The 17,917-nt window shown below is 71.0% G+C and carries 20 protein-coding genes; 14 read left to right on the plus strand and 6 right to left on the minus strand.

The genetic code is table 11. The features are described from left to right. The first annotated feature begins 221 nt into the window (after positions 1 to 221). The 3 genes from ACIA47_RS22840 (at position 222) to ACIA47_RS22850 (ending at position 3,071) form a co-directional block, all read left to right on the plus strand. Complete coding sequence (locus tag ACIA47_RS22840) at positions 222 to 1,208, plus strand: hypothetical protein (protein ID WP_396710514.1); 987 nt, start codon at positions 222 to 224, stop codon at positions 1,206 to 1,208. A 160-nt stretch (positions 1,209 to 1,368) separates the two neighbouring features. Continuing rightward, entirely contained in the window at positions 1,369 to 2,343 is a 975-nt protein-coding gene (locus ACIA47_RS22845; protein ID WP_203124870.1) for a pirin family protein, read from the plus strand. Between the two features lie 59 nt (positions 2,344 to 2,402). After that, positions 2,403 to 3,071 carry a hypothetical protein gene (locus ACIA47_RS22850; protein WP_396710801.1) on the plus strand — a complete coding sequence of 223 codons (669 nt, stop codon included), beginning with the start codon at positions 2,403 to 2,405 and terminating at the stop codon, positions 3,069 to 3,071. Positions 3,072 to 3,337: 266 nt separating this feature from the next. Here ACIA47_RS22850 and ACIA47_RS22855 read toward each other — a convergent pair whose 3' ends face one another. Both ACIA47_RS22855 and ACIA47_RS22860 read right to left on the minus strand, forming a co-directional pair. After that, positions 3,338 to 4,009 carry a DUF1345 domain-containing protein gene (locus tag ACIA47_RS22855; RefSeq protein ID WP_203124866.1) on the minus strand — a complete coding sequence of 224 codons (672 nt, stop codon included), beginning with the start codon at positions 4,007 to 4,009 and terminating at the stop codon, positions 3,338 to 3,340. Positions 4,010 to 4,051: 42 nt separating this feature from the next. Next, positions 4,052 to 4,324, minus strand: coding sequence for a DUF2795 domain-containing protein (locus ACIA47_RS22860; protein ID WP_030332551.1), 273 nt, complete (start codon positions 4,322 to 4,324; stop codon positions 4,052 to 4,054). 156 nt (positions 4,325 to 4,480) lie between these two features. Between ACIA47_RS22860 and ACIA47_RS22865 the strand changes: the two genes are divergently transcribed. The 5 genes from ACIA47_RS22865 (at position 4,481) to ACIA47_RS22885 (ending at position 7,909) form a co-directional block, all read left to right on the plus strand. Further along, a complete protein-coding gene (locus ACIA47_RS22865; RefSeq protein WP_396710517.1) occupies positions 4,481 to 4,891 on the plus strand; it encodes a DUF2267 domain-containing protein in 411 nt (136 codons plus the stop codon). A 216-nt stretch (positions 4,892 to 5,107) separates the two neighbouring features. Then, positions 5,108 to 6,133 (plus strand): TerC/Alx family metal homeostasis membrane protein, encoded by a 1,026-nt coding sequence (locus ACIA47_RS22870; RefSeq protein WP_203124885.1) that lies wholly within the window; start codon positions 5,108 to 5,110, stop codon positions 6,131 to 6,133. A 75-nt stretch (positions 6,134 to 6,208) separates the two neighbouring features. Continuing rightward, positions 6,209 to 6,808, plus strand: a complete 600-nt coding sequence (locus tag ACIA47_RS22875) for a sulfite oxidase-like oxidoreductase (protein ID WP_203124856.1) — start codon at positions 6,209 to 6,211, stop codon at positions 6,806 to 6,808. A gap of 7 nt (positions 6,809 to 6,815) precedes the next feature. After that, on the plus strand, positions 6,816 to 7,580 hold the full coding sequence (locus ACIA47_RS22880) for a ferredoxin reductase (RefSeq protein WP_091408113.1): 765 nt from the start codon (positions 6,816 to 6,818) through the stop codon (positions 7,578 to 7,580). 35 nt (positions 7,581 to 7,615) lie between these two features. After that, positions 7,616 to 7,909 (plus strand): DUF6510 family protein, encoded by a 294-nt coding sequence (locus ACIA47_RS22885; RefSeq protein ID WP_091408116.1) that lies wholly within the window; start codon positions 7,616 to 7,618, stop codon positions 7,907 to 7,909. Positions 7,910 to 8,013: 104 nt separating this feature from the next. On the opposite strand, the gene ACIA47_RS22890 is transcribed toward ACIA47_RS22885, so the two are convergent. Then, positions 8,014 to 8,358 (minus strand): helix-turn-helix domain-containing protein, encoded by a 345-nt coding sequence (locus ACIA47_RS22890; RefSeq protein WP_203124854.1) that lies wholly within the window; start codon positions 8,356 to 8,358, stop codon positions 8,014 to 8,016. Between the two features lie 71 nt (positions 8,359 to 8,429). Between ACIA47_RS22890 and ACIA47_RS22895 the strand changes: the two genes are divergently transcribed. The 5 genes from ACIA47_RS22895 (at position 8,430) to ACIA47_RS22915 (ending at position 14,235) form a co-directional block, all read left to right on the plus strand. After that, on the plus strand, positions 8,430 to 9,194 hold the full coding sequence (locus tag ACIA47_RS22895; RefSeq protein ID WP_396710520.1) for a group II truncated hemoglobin: 765 nt from the start codon (positions 8,430 to 8,432) through the stop codon (positions 9,192 to 9,194). 77 nt (positions 9,195 to 9,271) lie between these two features. Beyond that, complete coding sequence (locus ACIA47_RS22900; RefSeq protein WP_396710522.1) at positions 9,272 to 10,012, plus strand: VOC family protein; 741 nt, start codon at positions 9,272 to 9,274, stop codon at positions 10,010 to 10,012. A 70-nt stretch (positions 10,013 to 10,082) separates the two neighbouring features. After that, complete coding sequence (locus ACIA47_RS22905) at positions 10,083 to 10,610, plus strand: GNAT family N-acetyltransferase (RefSeq protein WP_396710524.1); 528 nt, start codon at positions 10,083 to 10,085, stop codon at positions 10,608 to 10,610. A gap of 115 nt (positions 10,611 to 10,725) precedes the next feature. Continuing rightward, positions 10,726 to 12,879: a glycogen debranching N-terminal domain-containing protein gene (locus ACIA47_RS22910; RefSeq protein WP_396710526.1), complete on the plus strand. Its 2,154-nt coding sequence runs from the start codon at positions 10,726 to 10,728 to the stop codon at positions 12,877 to 12,879. Positions 12,880 to 12,933: 54 nt separating this feature from the next. Further along, entirely contained in the window at positions 12,934 to 14,235 is a 1,302-nt protein-coding gene (locus ACIA47_RS22915) for an NAD(P)/FAD-dependent oxidoreductase (RefSeq protein WP_396710528.1), read from the plus strand. A 44-nt stretch (positions 14,236 to 14,279) separates the two neighbouring features. On the opposite strand, the gene ACIA47_RS22920 is transcribed toward ACIA47_RS22915, so the two are convergent. From ACIA47_RS22920 to ACIA47_RS22930, 3 genes are all read right to left on the minus strand, one after another. Then, positions 14,280 to 15,374 (minus strand): AI-2E family transporter, encoded by a 1,095-nt coding sequence (locus tag ACIA47_RS22920; protein ID WP_396710530.1) that lies wholly within the window; start codon positions 15,372 to 15,374, stop codon positions 14,280 to 14,282. Positions 15,375 to 15,432: 58 nt separating this feature from the next. After that, positions 15,433 to 16,227, minus strand: a complete 795-nt coding sequence (locus ACIA47_RS22925; RefSeq protein ID WP_203123259.1) for a fused MFS/spermidine synthase — start codon at positions 16,225 to 16,227, stop codon at positions 15,433 to 15,435. A gap of 115 nt (positions 16,228 to 16,342) precedes the next feature. Further along, the gene (locus ACIA47_RS22930; RefSeq protein ID WP_203123258.1) at positions 16,343 to 17,320 is read right to left on the minus strand and encodes a DUF2267 domain-containing protein; all 978 of its coding nucleotides are present in this window, start codon (positions 17,318 to 17,320) and stop codon (positions 16,343 to 16,345) included. Between the two features lie 201 nt (positions 17,321 to 17,521). Here ACIA47_RS22930 and ACIA47_RS22935 point away from each other — a divergent pair, with 201 nt between their 5' ends. Continuing rightward, a complete protein-coding gene (locus ACIA47_RS22935) occupies positions 17,522 to 17,836 on the plus strand; it encodes a hypothetical protein (protein WP_203123257.1) in 315 nt (104 codons plus the stop codon). The last annotated feature ends 81 nt before the right edge of the window (positions 17,837 to 17,917 follow it).

The raw sequence follows: 17,917 nt of genomic DNA on the forward strand, positions 1-17,917 counted from the left end.
GGTCCTACATCAGCCTCATCCACACAACTTGATCAACAACTCATGACACAACTATCGGGACTTCCCCTTGACACATGTCTCGGGACAGCACAGTTCCGCGCGAACGGAAACTGTCCAAGATCTACGTTGGCGACGTAGCGGAGTGATGTGATCGGCGCCGAGTGATCCGATCAGCCGGCGGGTACGTACCCCTGGACGGGGACCGGCGGAGGGACACAGGCATGGCCGCAGTGGGGTACGGCGCGGATCACGAACCGGAGCCCGAGCCGGAACCGTCCGGTGAGGCAGCACCGCGACGGTGGTCCACCGGTGCTCGCCTGTTGGTGGCCGCTGCAGCCGTCGTCCTGCTCCTGGGCGCGGTAGCGGTGGCCGTGATCGTTGCCGATCCCGACCACCTCGGCATGACCTACTCCGGCCAACCCGACGGCACTCGCCCGGACGGCACTCGCCCGGACGGCACTCGCCCCGATGACGGCGGCCGTCCGGGGGGCGTCGCTGACCCGGACGCGGCTGAGGGTCGCCGCGGTGGTGCGGGTGCTGCTGCCGAGCAAACGTTGACAGCTCCGCTGGCGGGTCGGCAGGAGGGCACCTTCGTGCTCGCGGATGGGCTGTCCTCGTTCGAGCTGCGGGTGGCCGAGTTGGGCGATGACCTGTACCGGATCAGCACCCCGGCCGGCTCCGGCGTGGCGGGCAGACCGGTGGTGCGGGGGGAGACCGTGCGGCTCGACCTCGTGGAGTCCGGGACGCGCGGGCCACGGGCCGTGCGGGTGTTGCTCAACGAGCGGGTCGCCTGGCGTCTCCACCTCTTTGGAGGGGTGAACAGTCAGGTGTTGGACCTGACCAGGGCCCGACTGCTGGGCGTGGAACTCGCCGGCGGTTCCAGCCGTACCGAGGTTCTCCTGCCACCGATCACCCCTGCCCGCCCCGGCCGCCCCACCGGCCCGCGCTCAGACCAGCCCGCCAGCATCCTGACCGTACGACTCACCGGTGGGACCAGCCTGCTCGACGTCCGGGTGCCGGGGGAGACTCCGGTACGGGTTCGGGCGGGAGCCGGTGCCGGCTCGGTGGTGGTACGCGACGACCGCTGGGATGGGGTGGCCGCGGGCTCGGTGCTGGGTACGCCGGGTTGGGACCGGTCGGCGGAGCGCCTGTACCTGGACCTGGTCGCCGGTGCCAACAGCGTGCTGGTCTCCTCCATCCACCGGTGAACCCACGCCGGGCCAGCCCATGCCGGCCCAGCCCATGCCGGCCCAGCCCATGCCGGGCGCCGCCCATGCCGGGACAGCCCACAACCACGCGCCGGTGAACCCCGCCCGCCCTGGTTGGAAGCGTCGCGGTCGCGAATGCGCGTGCGCGTACAGTCGGGCGGTGGAGCGTACTGAATCAATGCTGGCGCAGACCCGACCGCCTGGCGTGGCCGACGTCGATCCCGGCAGTGTGTTGTTGCCCGGCCACGACGTGCCGTTGGGTCGGTACACCACGGTGCGGCGGCTGCTTCCGCAGCGCGCCCGCCGGATGGTCGGCGCGTGGTGTTTCGTGGATCATTTCGGCCCGGACGATGTGGCGCAGCGGCCCGGCATGGAGGTGCCGCCGCACCCGCACACCGGGCTGCAGACGGTGACCTGGCTGCTCGACGGCGAGATTCTGCACCGGGACAGCCTCGGCAACGTGCAGCCGATCGTCCCCGGCCAGCTGAACGTGATGACCTCCGGGAACGGTATCGCCCACTCGGAGCGCTCGCCGGCCATTCATCCGCCGGTGATGCACGGTGTGCAGCTCTGGGTGGCTCTGCCGGACCCGGCGCGGGCTGGAGCGGCCGACTTCGCGCACCACGCCGACCTGCCGCGCTGGCGGGACGGCGATCTGGACGGCACCCTGCTGGTCGGCGAGTTCGCCGGGGAGCGGTCACCGGCGGTGGTGCACACCCCGCTGGTGGGGGTGCAGCTGGAGTTGGGCGGCGAGGCGCCGGCGACGATGGAGTTGCGGCCGGATTTCGAGTACGCCGTGCTGGCGATGTCCGGGTCCGCGGAGGCGGCCGGGGTCGGGTTCGAGCCGGGGGCGCTGCTGTATCTGGGCTCGGGCCGCCGGGAGCTGACAGTGCGTGGCGGGGCCGGGGCCCGGTTGCTGCTGCTGGGCGGTACGCCGTTCGAGGAGCCGTTGGTGATGTGGTGGAACTTCGTGGGCCGGTCACACGAGGAGATCGCCGCCGCCCGGGAGGACTGGATGGCCGCCGACGGGCGCTTCGGTGTGGTCGCCGACGATTCGGCACCGCCGCTGCCGGCGCCCGCCCTGCCCACGACCCGCCTTAAGGCCCGCGACCGCACCGGCGGCCTGCACGGCTGACGACACCGCCCGCTCAGGGCGGGGGTGTGTGGCCGGTGGTGGCGCGGGTAGTCGCCGGCATGGCGACCAGTTTGATCACGCCCGTGGAGGACCGTAAACGCCTGGCGCGCCGGCTCGCCGGTAGCGGCCGGGGCTTCGCCGAGCAGTACGGGTTCCGGGTGACCAACAACCCGGCGAGCCTGTTCCAGGTGCTCTATCTGTCGGTGCTGCTGGCCCGTCGTGGTGACTTCCGGCGGGCGTTGGACGGGGCGCGGGCGGTGCGCGACGAGGGGTGGGACAGCGCGGCCCGGCTGGCGCGTTCGCTGCACGAGGACCGGGTCCGGGTGCTGCGCGCCAGCGGCCAGCGCGGTGACGTGGACGCGCTGGCCGCTGTGCTGGGTGACCTGGCTCGGACGGTGGTCGAGCGGTACCGGGGTGATCTGCGCCGGTTGCGGGCGGTGGCGCACCACGACCCGGTCCGGGAGCGGGCGCTGCTGGCCGACCTTCCGGGCGTGGACGATCAGGTCGTCGACCTGTTTCTCCGCGAGGCGCAGGCGTTGTGGCGGGAGGTGGCCCCGGTCGCCGACCGGCGGGCGCTGGCTGCCGCGCGTCGGCTCGGGCTGGGCAGGTCGGCGGACGACCTGGCCGGCCTGGCCACTGGCGAGTCCGAGCAGTTGGCCTGGCTGGTGGGGGCGTTGGCCCGGGTCGACCTGGAGCATCGGTACGCGGAGTTGACCGGTCGGCCGTGACGTGCCCTGGCCCACACTTCCCCAAATTCTGACCAAACGGAGGATGTTCTGCCGTATGGTTGGACGCGGCAGTGCTGGCCGCTCGGTTCGAGTGGACCCCCACCGCCTGGTGACCGCGACCGGTTCGGATGCGGTTCACCGCCTGGGCAGGCTTGCGTGGCGCCCTGGGTCGCGGTTCGTGACCAGGGGCGCCCGCCTGTCCCGGCCCTTCGATCGGCCCCGCCCCGTGTCGCACACCGGGGGTCCGTGCGGCCGGGAAACCAGCTTTACCGGGCCAGACCCGCCAGCAGGTTCACGGTCACGGCGATGATGAAAGCGCCGAACAGGTACGACACCATCGAGTGGCGCAGCACCGTACGACGCATCTCGTTGCTGGTCAGGTTGGTGTCGGAGACCTGGAACGTCGTCCCGATGGTGAACGCGACGTACGCGAAGTCGGAGTAGCACGGCGGTTCGGGCTGGTTGAAGTTCACCCCGCCGTCCGGGCCGGTGTAGTAGATCCGGGCGTACCGGGCGGCGAACACGGTGTGCACCACGAACCAGGAGAGCACCACGCTGAGGACGCCCAGGCCGCTGTCCAGCTCCCGGGCGGTCCCGGGGGGCGCGCTCTGCGCGCTGGCCACCACCAGTCCGACGGCCAGCAGGCTGGCCAGGCAGGCGACGAGCAGCAGGGCATCCCGGATCGCCCGGTTCGGGTCCTCGTGGACGGCCAGTTGGGCGGTCCGCTCGGCGTCCATCGGCCAGATCTTGTGCCAGACCAGCACGAGCCAGCTCAGCGCGCCCACGTCCCAGCCGGCCAGCGCGGCGAGCGGCAGTGGCAGCAGCAGCGCGAAGACGCAGCCGGCGATGACGCCGACCACCGCCACCACGGCGAGCTGCACCACCGCGGCCGGAAAACGCACGTCCGCTGGCCGGGACGGGCCGCCGGTGTAGGTCACCGGCGACGATCCCTTCGCCGCGCTGTGGGCGTCACCGCTGGATCAGATGCCGCGCAGGTGCTGCGAGACCCTGTTGTGCTTCTTGTCCCGGGCCTGTTCGGCCCGCTGGGCGGGGCCCACCTCGGGCGCCGCCTCGATGCCGGCCGACCGGGCCACCTCGGTCCCGTTGGCGTAGTCGACCGGCGGCAGGGCGCGCAGCGCCTTCAACACGTCCGGCGGAGCACCCTCCCGTTCGGCCTCGCGGACCACGTCGTCCTTCTCGGCCGGGTAGTCCAGGCTCGACAGGTACTGCAGGACGTCGGCGTAGCTCGCCATGGCGTGGGCTCCCTCGGGCATCGATGTGGTGACGACCGGCGGCGGTTACCCGCCCGCCGGCCGGTCACGCCCACGCGGCGGAGGAAACCCGGCGCCGTTTCTCCTCGGCCGCCGCGGGTACCCGCAGACGCCGACGCGAGTCCAAGGGAGTACGCGATGAACTACGACACCTTCATCGACCAGGTTTCCCAGCGCACCGCCACGTCGTCCGAGCGGGCGGTCGAGCTGACCCGGGCCGTGTTGGAGACGTTCGCCGAGCGGTTGACCGGCGGTGAGGTCCTGGACCTGGCCGCCCAGTTGCCCCAACCGCTGCAACTCGTGCTCAAACCGAGCCCGAGCACCGAGCAGGCGGACCGGTTCGGCGCGGCGGAGTTCGTCGCCCGGGTCGCGTTGCGCGCCGGTGTGCAGGAGCCTGCCGCCGAGGACGCCAGTCGGGCGGTCTTCACCACCCTGCACGAGGCGATCACCGGTGGTGAGTTCGATGACGTGGCGACTCAACTGCCGCGTGACTATCGGGGCCTGATCGAGCCGGCGATGGCCCCGGGGGCGACGTTGCGGCGCGGCTGACAGCGCTCGCTCCGGTGATACACAGCGGTTTACCAGGGCAACCATCGATGTCCCGCTTGGCGTGGCGAATCCGCCTGGCCTAACCTTGTCGTGCGAGGGGAGTACTTCCCACGAACCATTCCGGTCAGTACGGCACGCCCGGCGTGCCTCGGGTGGTTGCCCATCAGGTGGTGGGTGAAGGAGACCTCGAACATGACGGTGTTCGAGGAGACCCACATGAACCAAGTGTCGTATCTGTCCGCCGCCAGTGACCTGTCGTCGGTGGGCACGCCCACGCTGTGGGCGGTCACCATCATCGGGGTCCTCCTGCTGTTGGTGCTGGATTTCCTGGTCACCCGTCGCCCGCACGAGGTTTCCATGCGGGAGGCCATCGGCTGGTCGGCGTTCTACATAGCGCTGCCGCTGGCGTTCGGCGGCTGGATCTGGTCCCGATTCGGCTCCCAGCAGGGCGTTGAATACCTGACCGGTTACCTGGTGGAAAAGTCGCTATCGGTCGACAACCTCTTCGTCTTCATGTTGCTGTTGGCGGCATTCGCGGTGCCGGCGGTGCTCGCCCAGCGGGTGCTGCTCTACGGCATCGCCGGTGCGCTGGTGCTGCGGGCCGTCTTCATCGCCCTCGGCGCGGCGGCGTTGCAGACCCTCGACTTCGCCTTCCTGCTCTTCGCGATCATCCTCATCGCCACAGCGGTGAAGCTGTTGCGCGATGCCATGTCCGGGCATCAGCAGGAAGTCGACATCAACAAGATGCGTTCGGTGAAACTGCTGCGCAAGGTCATGCCGGTGGTCGACGACTACCACGGCACCAAGATGACCGTCCGGCAGGGCGCGAAGCGGGCACTCACGCCGTTCGCCCTGGTGGTGGTCGCGGTGCTGGCCACCGACGTCGTCTTCGCGGTCGACTCGGTGCCGGCGGTCTACGGCATCACCGAGGACCCGTACCTGGTGTTCGCCACGAATGCGTTCGCCCTGCTCGGCCTGCGGGCGCTCTACTTCGTCCTGCACGCGGCGCTGAGCCGGCTTGTGCACCTCAGCTACGGCCTGGCCATCATCCTGGCGTTCATCGGCCTCAAGCTGGGTCTGCACTGGGCGCACGGCATCTGGGACAGCGTGCCGCAGATCCCCACCCTGGCCTCGCTCGGCGTGATCATCGGTGTGCTGGTGGTCGTCACGGCGACCAGCCTGCGTGCCACCCGGGGCGGCGACCTGCCCGAGGACCGCAAGGTGGTCGCGGAGCGGCACTGACCGCGCCGCGCCGGCTGACGACGGGGTACGCGGGAAAGCTCCCGCCCCCACCGGCCCGGGTGGTACGACTGTGCAATGGGAATCGTGTCACCGGGCTTTCAGGGTCGGCCCCGAACGCAGGAGCCGGCCCTGCCACCCGGCCAGTATCTGACCGAGGACTTTCCGGTGCTCTCGGCCGGCCCGACGCCCCGGGTGTCACTGGACACCTGGGAGTTCGTCATCTCCGCCGAGAACGGCAGCGACCACCGGTGGTCGTGGCAGGAGCTGATGGCCCTGCCGCAGGAGACGCCGATGGTGGACATCCACTGCGTCACCCGCTGGTCCAAGCTCGGCACCAACTGGCAGGGCGTCTCACTGGACACGCTGCTCGCCGACGTCGACACGGGGGCGCACTTCGCGCTGGCGCACTCCTACGGCGGGTACACCACCAACCTGCCGCTCGACGACCTGCGCGGCGGCCAGGCCTGGGTGGTGCACACCTTCGACGGCGCACCGCTGCCCGCTGAGCACGGCGGGCCGGCGCGACTGCTGGTGCCGCACCTGTACTTCTGGAAGTCCGCCAAGTGGGTGCGCGGCCTCCGACTCAAGACGATGGACGAGCCGGGGTTCTGGGAGACCGCCGGGTACCACGACTACGGAGACCCGTGGCGCGAACAGCGGTACCAGGGTGACTGAGCGCGCCGTGGCGACGAGCACCCAGCGCCGTACGCCCAACCGTTGGCAGGTCGGCCGGCTGGTGGAGCGCCGGGTGGAGACACCGACCGCGCAGACCCTGGTGCTGGAGGTGCCAGACTGGCCGGGGCACCTGCCCGGGCAGCACGTCGACCTGCGACTCACCGCCCCGGACGGTTACCAGGCGGCCCGGTCGTACTCGATCGCCGGGCCGGCCGTGGACGGACCGGGAGGGCCGCGCATCGAGGTGACAGTGCAGCGGGTGCACGACGGCGAGGTCTCGCCGTACCTCATTGATGTCTTTGGCGCCGGCGACCCGATCGAGGTACGCGGACCGCTCGGTGGCTGGTTCATCTGGCGGCCGGAGGAGACCGCGCCGGTGCAGCTCGTCGCCGGCGGCTCCGGCGTCGTGCCGCTGATGGCGATGATCCGGGCGCGGCGGGCGGTGGGGAGCAAGGCGCCGTTCCGGCTGATCTACTCGGTGCGCACCCCCGGCGACGTGATCTACGCCGACGAACTGCGCCGCCGAGTCCGCGACGACTTCGGGCTGGACGTCGCGTACGTCTACACCCGTGAGGCGCCCGAGGGCTGGCGCGGTGAGCCGCACCGGATTGGGCTCGCCGACGTCAACACGCACGGGTGGCCACCGGACCTGGAACCACTTACCTACGTCTGTGGCCCGACCGCGTTCGTGGAGACCGTGGCCGACCTGTTGGTGGGGCTGGGTCACCCGTCGCGCCGGGTCAAGACCGAACGCTTCGGCCCCACCGGCTGACCACCCGCTCACTCACGCAGTGTCGAGGAGATTCGATGACCGAGATGTCGTACCTGGACGGCAACATGCTCGACGGCCCGATGCGTGAGCTGTTCACCGTCGACCTGAGCAGCGCGATGGGCCGCTGTGAGAACTGTGGGACGACCGGGTCGATGGCCAGCCTGCACGTCTACTCGCACGCCCCGGGCCTCGTCGCCCGTTGCCCGTCCTGCGAGGAGGTGATGGTGCGCCTGGTGCGCGGGCCGGACCGGGCCTGGCTGGACATGCGTGGCACCACCTACCTCCAGGTGCCGATGCCGATGGAGCAGACGTTCCCCGGTCCGCTCTGACGGAACGCTCGCCCGGCTGAGGCAGCAGCTCGCTCTCCACCGGCCGATTCTCGCATCGACGACTCACTGCGCGGTGCCCGCGAGCAGCCACCGTCGGACGGCTCTCAGGCAGCAGAGGGTTCGTCGGTGGCGGTGCCGGTACGAGCGGCCCGCGCGGCGCCCCAGTCGTACAGGGCCTGCAACACCGGGGCCAGGCTGAGTCCTTCATCGGTGAGCCGGTACTCGACATGAGGTGGCGTGGTCTCGTGGTCGTGCCGCAGGACGAGCCCGTCGGCCTCCAACTCGCGCAGACGCTGGGTCAGCATCTTCTCGCTGATCCCTGGCATCCGGCGGCGCAGTTCGCCATAGCGGTGTACGCCCTCCTTGAGATGGGCCAGGATCACCGGTCGCCATTTTCCGCCGACCACGTCGACGGCGAGCTCCACCGGGCAGTGGTATCGCTTAGGCATCGTGGCCTCCCTCGGCACGTACCAAATGGTGCGTACTTGATCATCGCTGCTGTGGGTGTTGAGCTGTAGCCATGGTGATCGAGTACATCAGGTACCGCGTGCCGCAGGAACGGCTGGACGGTTTCGAGGCGGCGTACGAGAGGGCCGCTGGCGCGTTACGTGCCGCGCCGCAGTGTGTGGACTACGAGTTGAGCCGCTGCCTGGACGACCCCGCCTGCTACCTGCTGCGCATCACCTGGACATCGGTGGACGAGCACCTGAAGGGGTTTCGGGGCGGCCCGGTGTTCGGGCAGTTCTTCTCCGCGATCAAGCCGTACGTCGAGGACATCCAGGAGATGCGGCACTACGCCCACACGTCGGTTGCCGGCCCTGGTGGCGCCGCGCCGCCGAGCTTGTACGAGTGGGCCGGCGGCACCGACGCGTTCATGAAACTCTGCGATGCCTTCTACCGCCTGGTCAGCTCCGACGACCTGCTCGCGCCGATGTTCGCGCACATGCACCCCGACCACGCCCGGCATGTAGCGGTATGGCTCGCCGAGGTCTTCGGCGGACCGGCCACCTACACGATGGAGCACGGCGGCTACCGTCACATGCTCGGCCAGCACCTGGGCAGGGCGATCAGCGAGGCGCAGCGTCGGCGGTGGGTCAACCTGATGATGGACGCCGCCGACGAGGTCAACCTGCCCGATGATCCGGAGTTTCGCGCCGCCTTCGCGAGCTACCTCGAGTGGGGCACCCGGTTGGCGGTGGGCAATTCCCAACCGGACGCGGACCCGCTCCGGCAGGCACCGGTCCCACGCTGGGGCTGGGGTGTCGCCCCGCCCTACCGGGGATGACCCCGCCGAAACTCGGGTGCGGTCGACCTGGCACACCCCTAGGCTCCCGCTCCGACGGCTGGCAGGGCGTCCGTCCGATGGGAGATGAGCGCAGCGATGACCGCACACCTGTTCGCGATCAGCTTCGATGCGAGCGAGCCTCTGCGGCTCGCGCAGTTCTGGTCCGGCTCCTGGGGCGGGAGATCGTCGACGATCCACACGACGGTGTCCTGCTCCTACCCACAAACGACAACGAGTTCCACCTCCGCTTCGCCCCGAACCAGCAGCCGAAGGTGGTCCAGAATCGGATGCACTTTGACCTGACCAGTAGTTCGCTGGAGGACCAGCGGCAGACGGTGGCCAGGGCACTGGAACTCGGTGCGCGGTACGCCGACATCGGGCAGGGCCCGGAGATCGATCATGTGGTGCTCGCCGACCCCGAGGGCAACGAGTTCGACGTCATCGGGCCGGGCAACAACTTCCTCGCCGGCTGCGGCTTCGTCGGTGCGCTGGCCTGCGACGGATCGCAGAAGGTCGGGTACTTCTGGAGCCAGGCGCTGGGGTGGCCGCTGGTCTGGGACCAGGACGAGGAGACCGCGATCCAGTCGCCGCACGGCGGCACGAAGATCAGCTGGGGTGGCCCGCCGCTGATGCCGAACGGCGGTAGGGATCGGGTGCGTTTCGACCTCGCCCCGGCTGTAGACGTCGATTGGCAGGTCGAGGTCGACCGTCTGCTCTCGCTCGGGGCGACGCCTGTCGACACCGACCAGGACGGAGCAGGCCGACTGGTGCTGGCCGACCCCGATGGTCAGGAGTTCAGCCTGCTGACGAACCGCTAGCCCGGCCAACGCCCGCCCACGTGGCGGCCGGTTGGACAACGGCGGCACCGGTCGGTCAGAGTGATCCGCCGTGAGATACCTGCGTACCGGTGGTCCCGCCGCGATCCGCCGGCCCCGGCCCACCGACTCCGACGAGTTCGTGGCCGCCGCCCGGCGCAGTCGGGACCTGCACCACCCGTGGTTGGCCGCGCCGGCCAACCCGGAGGAGTACGAGCTCTATCTGCGCCGGATCCGTCGCCGCGACAGCGCCGGCTACCTGATCTGCGACCGGGTCAGCGGCGAGATCGCCGGCTACGTGAACATCAGCGGAATCGTGCTCGGTGCGCTGCGTGGTGGCTTCCTCGGGTACGCGGCTTTCCTGCCCTACAGCGGCACCGGCCACGCGTCGGCGGGCGTCGCCCTGGTGATCGACCACGCGTTCACCTCGGTGGGTCTGCACCGGCTGGAGGCGAACATCCAGCCGGGCAACGAGCCGTCGCGGCGGGTGGCCCGCAAGCTGGGTTTCCGGTTGGAGGGCCTTTCCCCGGACTACCTGTTCATCGACGGCGCCTGGCGCGACCACGAGCGCTGGGCGATCACCGCGCCGACGTCCGCCTGACCGTCGGGCCGGCCGAACCCGGCCGACGGCAGTGCATCACTGCGGGAGCGGACTCCGGAACTTTCACCCGGACCGGGTGATGACGCTCCGTGTCCCGATTCCTACGGTGGGTGTCATGGCTGCCGATCGCGCGACCCCTGCCAATCCCTTCCCCGGCCTGGCCGTCGCGGATGCGGACAGCGCCGACCAGCGGGCCATCCCGCCCGAGTTGGGCCCCGACTCGCTCGCGGTGCTCAGCGGGCCCACGTTCCTGTACTCCAACGCGTGCGGGGATGTGCCGACGGGCAGCATCGGTGGGCTCGTCCACCTGGACACCCGCCTGATCAGTGGCTGGAACCTGACCGTCAACGGCGGGGAGCTGTTGCTGTTGCGCGCCGAGACCATCGACCACTACTCGGCGCAGTACGTGCTCACCAACCCGGAACTGCCCGGGCTGCCGCCGAACAGTCTGGGCCTGCGGCGGCTGCGCTACGTCGGCGATGGCTTTCACGAGCGCGTGGAACTGGTTTCGTTCCGGCAGGAGCCGGTCCGGGTGGAGCTGCGGTTGGCCGTCGCCGTCGACTTCGCCGACCTGTTCGAGGTCAAGTCGACGGTCCGGGACCGCTCCGCCGAGATCAGCCGTGACCACGCCGACGACGGGTCAGAGCTGTGCTTCTCCTACCAGCGCGGCGACTTCTCCGCGCAGACCCGGGTGTGCTGCGCGAAGCCAGCCGACCGCATCGAAGGCGACGACCTGATCTGGGACCTGAACCTGGGCCAGGGCGAGGAGTGGCAGGTCGACCTGCACGTGCCGCTGCCGCCCGGGATGGGGGTGGTCGAGCCGGTTCGGGGCGACATCGCCGACGTGATTCATGGCCGGGCCGACGACCCGCTGCGCCGGTGGCTCGAGGACCGGGCGGTGCTGCGCAGCGACAACGCGGCGTTGGAGCGGACCGTGCGGCAGTCCCGCAACGACCTGGCGGCTTTGCGGCTCGACCTGGAGGTCAAGGGCCAGCGGATTCTGCTACCCGGTGCCGGACTGCCCTGGTTCCTCGCCGTCTTCGGCCGGGACACCCTGATCACCGCCTACCAGACGCTGGTCGCCGGGCCCGCGCTGGCCAAGGGTACGCTGCTCGCCCTGGCCAGGCTTCAGGGTCAGACGTGTGACGACTTCACCGACGAGGAGCCCGGCAAGATCCTGCACGAGGTGCGCAGTGGCGAGTTGACCCGCAGTGGTGAAAAACCGTTCGGGCCGTACTACGGCAGCGCCGACGCCACCCAACTCTGGCTGATCCTGCTCTCCGAGTACTGGCGCTGGACCGGCGACGATGAGACCGTCCGGCACCTGCGGGACAACGCGCTGGCCGCGTCGCGCTGGATCGACGAGTACGGCGACCGGGACGGCGACGGCTATGTCGAGTACGCCACTCGCTCGCCTGAAGGGCTGGGCAACCAGTGCTGGCGGGACTCCCCGGACGGCGTCTGCTTCGCCGACGGCCGGATCCCCGTGCTCCCGTTGGCCACCTGCGATCTGCAGGGCTACACCTACGACGCAAAGGTGCGGCTGGCCGAACTGTTCGACGGGCCGTTGGACGACCCCGCGTTGGCGCGTCGGCTGCGCGAGGAGGCCACCACCCTCTACGAGCGGTTCAACCAGGACTTCTGGATCGAGGAACGGGGCGGTTACTACGCGGTTGCCCTGGACGGCGACAAGAATCGGGTCGATTCCAAGACGTCGAACATGGGTCACCTGCTGTGGAGCGGGATCGTGCCGCTGGAGCGGGCCGACGCGGTGGTGCGACAACTCATGGCGCCGGACATGTTCTCCGGTTGGGGCATCCGCACGCTGTCCCGGGAGGAGCGGCTCTACAACGCCCTCGGCTACCACCTCGGCACGGTCTGGCCGCACGACAACTCGATCGCCGCGCTCGGCCTGGCCCGGTACGGCTACCGGGCCGAGTCGAACCGGATCAGTCTGGCAATGTTTCAGGCGGCCGACCAGTTCGGTTACCGGTTGCCGGAGGCGCTCAGCGGTTTCGATCGGGAGCGGCTGCTGTTCGCCGTGCCGTTCCCGACCGCATGCAGCCCGCAGGCGTGGGCGGCCGGCACGCCGTTGGCCCTGATCCGCGCCATGCTCGGCATCAACCCGGTCGAGGGCCGGCTGGTCCTCGATCCGGACATCCCGCAGGAGCTGGGCCGGATCACCGCCGAGCGGGTGCGGGCGTTCGGCCAACAGTGGGAAGTGGAGGCGGTGGGCCGCAGCGGCCACGTCCGGCTCCAGCCGAGCTGAGCGCGAGTGGCGCGTCGGACGTTTGTCGCGGGCTTCGACGGGAAACGGCCCGCAATGACGAAACCTCGTGTGGTGATCGTGGGGGCCGGTTTCGCCGGTTACCACGCGGCGAAGACGTTGAGCCGGATCGCCCGGGACCGGGCCGAGATCGTGGTGCTGAACTCGACCGACTACTTCCTGTACCTGCCGCTGCTGCCCGAGGTGGCGGCCGGGGTGGTCGAGCCGAAACGGATCGCGGTGCCGTTGACCGGGACGCTCAAGGGCGTACGGGTGGTGGTCGGCGAGGCGGACCACGTCGACCTGCAGAACCGCTGGGTCGGCTTCACCCAGGCCGAGGGGGAGAAGAACCGGCTGGCGTACGACCGGTTGGTGCTCGCCGTGGGCAGCGTCAACAAGCTGCTGCCGATCCCGGGGGTGACCGAGTACGCGCACGGCTTCCGCGGCCTGCCCGAGGCCGTCTACCTGCATGATCACATCGTCCGGCAGATCGAGCTGGCCGAGCAGGCCGAGGACCCGGCCGAGCAGCAGGCCCGGTCCACGTTCGTGGTGGTCGGGGCGGGCTACACCGGCACCGAGGTCGCGGCGCACGGGCAGCTGTTCACCGACGCGCTGCACGCCCAGCGGCCCCGGCTCACCGTCCGGCCCCGCTGGATGTTGCTCGACGTGGCGTCGCGGGTGCTGCCGGAGTTGGACAAGCGGATGTCGGACACCTCGCACAAGGTGCTCGACCGGCGTGGGGTGGACGTGCGGATGGGCACGTCGGTGGCCGAGGCGACCTGCGACGGGGTGAAGCTCACCGACGGCGAGTTCGTGCCGACCTGCAGCCTGGTGTGGTGCGTGGGGGTGCGCCCCGACCCGTTCGTCAACGAGTTGGGCCTGCGGACCGACCGGGGTCGACTGGTCACCGACGAGTTCCTCAACGTTCCCGGCTATCCGGAGGTGTACGCGTGCGGCGACGCCGCCGCGGTGCCCGACCTGGTCAACCCGGGGAAGGTCTGCGGGATGACCGCCCAGCACGCGCAGCGGCAGGGCAAGCGCGCGGCGTACAACATCGCCGCGTCGTATGGTTTCGGCCGCCGCAAGCCGTACAAGCACCACGACCTGGGCTGGGTCGTCGACCTGGGTGGCAGGGACGCGGCGGCGAACCCGTTGCAGGTCAACCTGGCCGGGTTGCCGGCCAAGGCGGTCACCCGGGCGTACCACCTGATGGCGATGCCGGGAAACCGCACGCGGGTCAGCGCCGACTGGGCGTTGGACGCCGCGTTGACCCGGTCCGCGGTCCAGTTGGGGCTGGTGCCGGCCAACGCGGTGCCGTTGGAGAGCACCTCACCCGAGGTCGCGAGCCGGTCCCGCTGAGCGGGCCCCGGCCACGTCGTCGCGGAGCAGGCCGGCCGCGACGGTCAGTCGGTCGGGCCGGCCGGCCGCGCGGACCGCGCGGCCGGACCGGCCGGCGGCGCGGGCCGGAGCCGGCGCGGGCCGTACTCGCGCAGCAGGGCCTGGATGATGCCGGCGGCGGGGATGGCCAGTAGCGCGCCGAGCAGACCGGCCAGCTCCGCCGCGAGCAGCACGCTGACCAGCACGGTCAACGGGTTCAGCCGGACCGCGCGGGACAGGATGAGCGGCTGGAGCAGGTGGTTCTCCAGCTGTTGGTAGACCACGAAGAAGACCAGAACCACCACCCCGGCGGTGGGGGAGTGCAGGAAGGCGGCGCCGGCCGCGATCACCGCGCCGAGGGTCGCCCCGACCAGCGGTATCAGGTCGGCGACCGCCACCAGCAGGGCGATCACGGCCGCGAAGGGCACCCCGGTGAGGGCCAGCACCGCGTAGGTCAACAGCCCGCAGATCACGCTGATCAGCAGGTTCCCGGTGAGATAGCCGGTGACGGTGCGCGACACCTCCCGGCCCACCCGGCGCAGTCGCTCGCCCTGACCGTCCCCGGCCGCCGCGAGCACGCCGCGGGTGATCCGCGGCGCCTCCAACACCATGAGGTACGCGAGCACGATGACCGTGACCAGCCCGGCGACCGACTCGATGACGCCGCGCAGCACACCGACCGCGGGTTGACGCAGCCGGCCGCCGAGGTCGCGCAGCTGTTCGGAGTGCTCGCTGACGTAACGTCGTGCCCCGGTGCGCTCCAGCACCTGCCCCACCGGGCCCCGTCCGGCGCGGGCCTCCCGCAGCAGCTCGGGCGCCCGGTCGGCGAAACGACCCAACTCCCCGAACAACGGCACCAGGATGAGCGCGGCCAGGATCGCCAGCAGCACGAACGCGGCGAGGAACACCAGCAGGGTGGCCAGCGCCCGACGCCGGACGAAGCGGCGTTGCAGCCGGTCGACGAGGGGTTTGAGTGCGACGGCGAAGAACGCGGCGACGACCGCCCAGACCAGCACCCGCCGGGTCGCGTACACGAAGCCCAGCGCGAGCGCTGTCGCCAGCACCAGACCGATCACGATCAGAGTCCGGCGGCCGGTCGCCCGATCGTCGACGTCGCTCATCCGGCGGGCCTTCCCCGCGCGCGCCGTCGGAAACCAGGCATTGCGGGCACAACGGCGATCAGTGGCGGGAGTTGTCGTCCGCGTCGCTGACGGGGCGGGCACCGGCGACGAACGTGTCGAGCGCGCCGGCGTGCAGCAGCCCGCCGGGCACCGGGTCGCGCAGGGCGGCCACCGCCAGCCGGGCCACCGGCAGCCCGCCGGGGCGGGAGGTCGCGGCCAGCACCAGGTTGCCGTACCTTCGGCCGCGCAGCATCCGCCGGTCGCCGACCACGCACACGTCGGCGAAGACCGCCCGCAACGTGGCCACCTGCACCCGGGTGCCCACCAGTGGCGGCAGGTCCGTGACGTTGACCAGGTACAACCCGTCGGGGCGCAGGGCGCGGGCCACCTCGGCGGCGAACTCGACGGTGCGCACGTGCCGGGGCATCCGGGCCGCCCGGTAGATGTCGGCGATCACCAGGTCGTAGCGGCCGTCCGGGGTGGCGGTCAGGGCGTCCCGGGCGTCCGCGACCTCCACCCGCACCTGCGGCGGCAACGGGGGCAACTCCCGGGCCACCAGCTCGACCACCGCCGCGTCCCGCTCGACGACCCGTTGCGGGGAGCCGGGCCGGGTGGCGGCCAGCCAGCGGGGCAGCGTCAACGCGCCGCCACCCAGGTGCAGGACGCTCAGCGGCGCGCCGGCCGGGGCCGCTACGTCCACCGCCGAGGCGATCCGCCGGACGTACTCGAAGTGCAGGTGGCGGGGATCCTCGACATCCACGTACGACTGCTCGACCCCGGCGGACAGCAGTGTCCGCCCGGTCCGGCGGACCGGGTCGGCGACCAGTTCCAGCCGGTCGGCGGCGCGGTTCATGTTCGGCACGCTAGTCGAGCCCACCGTCCACCCGGGCGGTGGCCCGGCACGGCGGACGGGCCGGCGGAGCGGGGTTGCCCCCGGCCCGCCGGCCCGCAGATGTCGCGGTAGCCGGTCAGCCGCCGGCCATCCCGGCCCCCACCTCGTCGATCGCGTCATCGATCTGGCGGGCGAGGTCCACGTCGAGCGCGGTGACCCCGTTGGCCTGGTTGGTCCGTACGGTCAACACGGCGGCGGTGTCTCCCGGACGCCCGATGCTCGGGCCGCGGCCGTTGTCCTGGCGCAGCCGGTCGAGCCGGGCGAGCACCCGGTCCAGGTTGTCCGGCGGCAGCGCGACCACCCGGTAGAGGCCCTGGCTGTCGCCCGCCCAGTAGGGCAGATCGTCCAGCGCCGCGTTGATCTCGTCGGCGTCCAGGGTGGGTGTGGTGGTGGAGGCGCCCACCAGGCCGCCGCCGGCTTCCGGCGGGTTCAGCAGGTCGCGCAACCCGTCGGGTACGTGCAACGACTCGACCAGGTCGCCGTCCTGCTCGGCGAGCGCGGCCATCGTCGCCTCCGCCTGGTACCGGGCCTGCTCCGGGGTGTTGCCGCTGATCCGGCCCACCTCGGCCAGGAAGCCGGGCAGGTCCCTGTGCCGCTCGATGCCGTCGACCGGCAGGACGTCGTGCAGCGACGCCGGCACCGCGGCGAGCAGCCGTTGCCGCTCGCCGGCGTCCAGGGCGAACGCGAGGACCAGCACGGTCGCCTCGGTGCCCACCTTGGCCGTCTTGAAGTCGACCCCGGCGCGACGCCGTACCTCGTCGACCAGGTCGTGGTAGCCCATGCTGCGTACACCGGCCGCGCCGCTCGGCGGGGACGGCTGGGGCCGCGGATTGTCGGCGCTACCGACCGGCGGCGGTGCCGGGCCGCCGCGAGTGCTGTCCGGTTTGCGGGCTCCGGCCGCCGGTGGGCCGGCTCGCTTACCCGCCTCGAGGCTCGTGATCTGCTTGGTCGCGCTCAGGCTGGCGCCGACCTCACTGGGCTGGCGACTCTGTTCGCGGGCCTGCCGGGCCAGAGCCCGGCGCCGCTGGTTGTCGCCCTCCATCTGCTTGCGCATGGTGGCATCCCTTCCGCTGGGGATCGTGGCTGCGCCAGTCGCCTTCCCGCCGTCGCCGAGAAGGAAACGGCGACTGCTGGCCGGGTCGCCCCAGCCTTCGTCCGCGCTTCATCCGGCCGGGGTGAGGGGTGCTCACCCGCACGGCCCGCACGATCGGCTCAGGACCGGAGTTCTTCCGAGGTACGCGGAAGGAAGGTCGTCATGAAGGAAGTTGTCGAGATCGTCCCCGCTCGACCCGGCTGGTACGCGCGCTGGCAGCTCACACCCGAGGTCACCAGGTGTTACCCGGTCAGCCTGTGGGCGCTGCTGGAGGAGGCCGACGGGACCGGCCGCGAGGTGATCGGCATGGACTGCATCGGTCAGTGGCCCGGCGCGGACGACAACGAGGCGGGTGGGCAGTTCGTCCGCTACCTGTACCAGACGCCCGATTCGGGGGAGCCCGAGGACGTCGATGAGACCCCGAGCGGCGAGCTGCGTGAGGACGGCCCCCGGCTCCAGCCGATGACGGCACCCTAGACATTCCTCCGGCCCCCGACCCCAGGTCCCAGGGTCGGGGGCCACCCCGTTTCGCTTTCCGGGGGTGGCCGACGGGTCAGC

This window comes from Micromonospora sp. NPDC051227 (genome assembly GCF_044455385.1).
Classification (GTDB): domain Bacteria; phylum Actinomycetota; class Actinomycetes; order Mycobacteriales; family Micromonosporaceae; genus Micromonospora.